The sequence below is a fragment of the Hallerella porci genome, from assembly GCF_003148885.1.
GTDB classification, from domain to species: Bacteria; Fibrobacterota; Fibrobacteria; order Fibrobacterales; family Fibrobacteraceae; genus Hallerella; species Hallerella porci.
In genome coordinates, this window is the sequence record NZ_QGHD01000051.1 from 1 (window position 1) to 3,616 (window position 3,616).

Consider the following 3,616-nt stretch of genomic DNA (forward strand, 5'->3'; position numbering starts at 1 on the left):
AGTATGAACGAGACTATCGCATTAAGCAACGCCTTGCAACAAGTGCTCTTGAGCTGGCGCAATCAAGCAGGGAGCACCCAAGACGCAGTCGCAAGAAGAAGCCACCTATCCCGCATGCAACTCTACCGCCTCGAAAACGCCAAAGCATCTCCCTCCCTCGTCCTATTAAACCGACTCCTCAGCTGCTACCATAAATCGTGGAGCGAATTCGGGAACGATTTAGACGCCATCATCAATTCAAAATTTGCACTTTAAAACAAAAAAAGGGTTCCTCGAGCTTGACTGCTCAAGGAACCCAAGGATCCGGCGGCGACCTACTCTCCCGGGCTCGAAAGCCAGGTACCATCGGCGACAAGTGGCTTGACTGCCGTGTTCGGAATGGGAACGGGTATGACCCACTGTCAATGACCACCGAAATTTCAATCTCTCAGTATAGGAACCAATCCCAAAAAAAACTTAACAGCTTCTACAAAGCTCAAGTGGAGTGCTATAGGCACCTAGCTGCTCACGCAGAGCAAAGCCACATCGTAGGAAAAAAGGATAAGCCTCACGGGCTATTAGTATCACTCGGCTCAACGTATCGCTACGCTTACACCTGTGACCTATCAACGTTATCGTCTCTAACGACCCTTCAGGGGGTTACCCCCGCGAGACCCTATCTTGGGAACGGCTTCACGCTTAGATGCTTTCAGCGTTTCTCCGATCCGCACATGGCTACCCGGCGGTGCCGCTGGCGCGACAGCCGGTACACCAGAGGTGCGTCCGTCCCGGTCCTCTCGTACTAAGGACAGGTTCCCTCAAGTCTCGTACGCCCACACCGGATAGGGACCAAACTGTCTCACGACGTTTTGAACCCAGCTCGCGTGCCGCTTTAATTGGCGAACAGCCAAACCCTTGGGACCTTCTCCAGCCCCAGGATGCGACGAGCCGACATCGAGGTGCCAAACCTCCCCGTCGCTATGAACGCTTGGGGGAGATCAGCCTGTTATCCCCAGAGTACCTTTTATCCATTGAGCAACGGCCGTTCCACGCTGTACCGCGGGATCACTAAGCCCTACTTTCGTACCTGCTCGGCATGTCTGCCTCGCAGTCAGGCTCCCTTTTGCCTTTATGCTCTGCGCGCGATTACCGACCGCGCTGAGGGAACCTTTGGATGCCTCCGTTACCTTTTGGGAGGCGACCGCCCCAGTCAAACTGACCATCAGACACGGTCCCTCGTCCCGTTTAAGGACGCAGGTTAGGTCTCAAACCTGGCAAGGGTGGTATTTCAAGGGTGGCTCCACTAGAGCTGGCGCTCCAGTCTCGTAGCCTCCCACCTATCCTACACATACAAGGCCTAAAACCAATGTCAAAATTCAGTGAAGGTTCATGGGGTCTTTCCGTCCAGGTGCGGGATGCCGGCATCTTCACCGGCACTGCAATTTCGCTGAGTCTCAGGAGGAGACAGTGCAGAAGTCGTTACACGATTCGTGCAGGTCGGAACTTGCCCGACAAGGAATTTCGCTACCTTAGGACCGTTATAGTTACGGCCGCCGTTTACCGGGGCTTCGATTCAGCGCTTCTCCTTGCGGATGACGCCTCCTGTTAACCTTCCGGCACCGGGCACGTGTCAGACTATATACTTCCCATTGCTGGTTTGCATAGCCCTGTGTTTTTGGTAAACAGTCGCTTCTGCCATTTCTCTGCGACCACCTAACGCTGCGTTCTGTTCAAACTCACATCCGGTGGCTCCCCTTATCCCGAAGTTACGGGGTTAATTTGCCGAGTTCCTTCTCCTGGGTTCTCTCAAGCACCTTAGGCTTTTCGCCCCATCCACCTGTGTCGGTTTACGGTACGAGCTTCTCTTTCACTCCTTTAGTGGGTTTTCCTGGCACCGGCTGGAACCGCTCTCGCTTGGGCCGAAGCCCTCCCGAGGTCAAAAGTCTCAGGCTTATGATATGGGGATTTGCCACCATATCGCCCTACGCTCCTTCCGTGGCATCCATCAGCCACTTGGTCCTGTCCGATGCGTCACCACATCAGTTTAACGCGTCTGAGAAGGTTGAGGATTATTAACCTCATTTCCATCGACTACGCCTCTCGGCCTCGCCTTAGGTCTCGACTAACCCTGGGAAGATTAACTTTACCCAGGAAACCTTGGATTTTCGGTGTGCGGGCTTTTCACCCGCATTTTCGCATACTCATGCCAGCATTCTCATTTCTGATACCTCCAGCAGGAATCACCTCCTGCCTTCCTCGGCCTACAGAACGCTCTCCTACCACTCTATTGCTAGAGTCCACGACTTCGGTGACGCGCTTAGTCCCGATAATTTTGGGCGCAGAACCGCTCGACCAGTGAGCTATTACGCTTTCTTTAAAGGATAGCTGCTTCTAAGCTAACCTCCTGGCTGTCTGAGCAGTCCCACATCCTTTCCCACTTAGCGCGTACTTGGGGACGCTTAGTCGGTGGTAAGGGTTGTTTCCCTTTCGTCCGCTGATCTTATCACCCGCGGGCTGTCTGCCGTGAATCGGTTAAAACGGTATTCGGAGTTTGGTTGGGTTTGGTAAGCGGGTGTGCCCCCTAGTCCATCCAGTGCTCTACCCCCGTCAGCCTGTCACGACGCCATACCTAAATATGTTTCGGAGAGAACAAGCTATCGCCCAGTTTGATTGGCCTTTCACCCCCACCCACAGCTCATCCGAACACGTTTTAATGTATATCGGTACGGTCCTCCACGGGGTGTTACCCCCGCTTCAACCTGGCCATGGGTAGATCACTAAGGCTTCGTGTCTGCCGTGATTGACTTGACGCCCTATTCAGACTCGCTTTCGCTTCGGCTCCAGTCCTTCAGACCTTAACCTTGCCAATCACGAGCAACTCGCTGGCTCATTAAACAAAAGGCACGCCGTCAGGATGATAAATCACCCCTCCGACAGAATGTACGCACACGGTTTCAGGCTCTATTTCACTCCCCTCTCGGGGTGCTTTTAACCTTTCCCTCACGGTACTTATCGCTATCGGTCATCTGCTCGTATTTAGCCTTGGAGGGTGGTCCCCCCAGATTCAAACAGGGTTTCACGTGCCCCGTTCTACTCAGGATTCTACCAAGCGTAAATTCAGTGCCCTACTGGCCTATCACCATCTTTGGATGAGCTTTCCAGCTCGATTCAGTTACCAAATCCACGTCACGCGGTAGTCCTACAACCCCGAGATCGCTCTCGGTTTAGGCTCTTCCCCGTTCGCTCGCCGCTACTTAGGGAATCTCGGTTGATGTCTTTTCCTCTAGTTACTTGGATGTTTCGGTTCACTAGGTTGGCTTCTTGTAGCCTATGTGTTCAGCTACAAAATACTTGAATTGCTTCAAGTGGGTTGTCCCATTCGGATTCCTAGGAGTCAAAGGTTGTGTGCACCTCGTCCTAGATTTTCGCAGCTTGTCGCGTCCTTCTTCGCCGGCAGATGCCTAGGCATCCCCCGTGTGCGTTCTCTCGCTTAATTCCTTGTTCCAGCGATATAGCTCTCGCTTCGCATGAGCAGCTCGATACCTATATCTCTATAAGCACCCAGTCACTTATAATTGCTTTGCTTCTTGCTTGTTATCACTTCTCTGGAATTGCTTTCCCATACTGTCAATAATCG

General features: G+C 52.8%; 1 protein-coding gene and 2 rRNA genes. 1 reads left to right on the forward strand and 2 read right to left on the reverse strand.

The window, feature by feature from the left end; genetic code table 11:
* Window positions 1–255, forward strand: a 255-nt coding sequence (locus B0H50_RS12710) for a helix-turn-helix domain-containing protein (RefSeq protein WP_146193776.1), incomplete at its 5' end; no start/stop codon positions are given.
* 46 nt (window positions 256–301) lie between these two features.
* Here the strand turns inward: B0H50_RS12710 and rrf are convergent.
* A 5S ribosomal RNA gene (rrf, locus tag B0H50_RS12715) occupies window positions 302–416 on the reverse strand.
* A 120-nt stretch (window positions 417–536) separates the two neighbouring features.
* A 23S ribosomal RNA gene (locus tag B0H50_RS12720) occupies window positions 537–3,475 on the reverse strand.
* Between the last annotated feature and the right edge of the window lie 141 nt (window positions 3,476–3,616).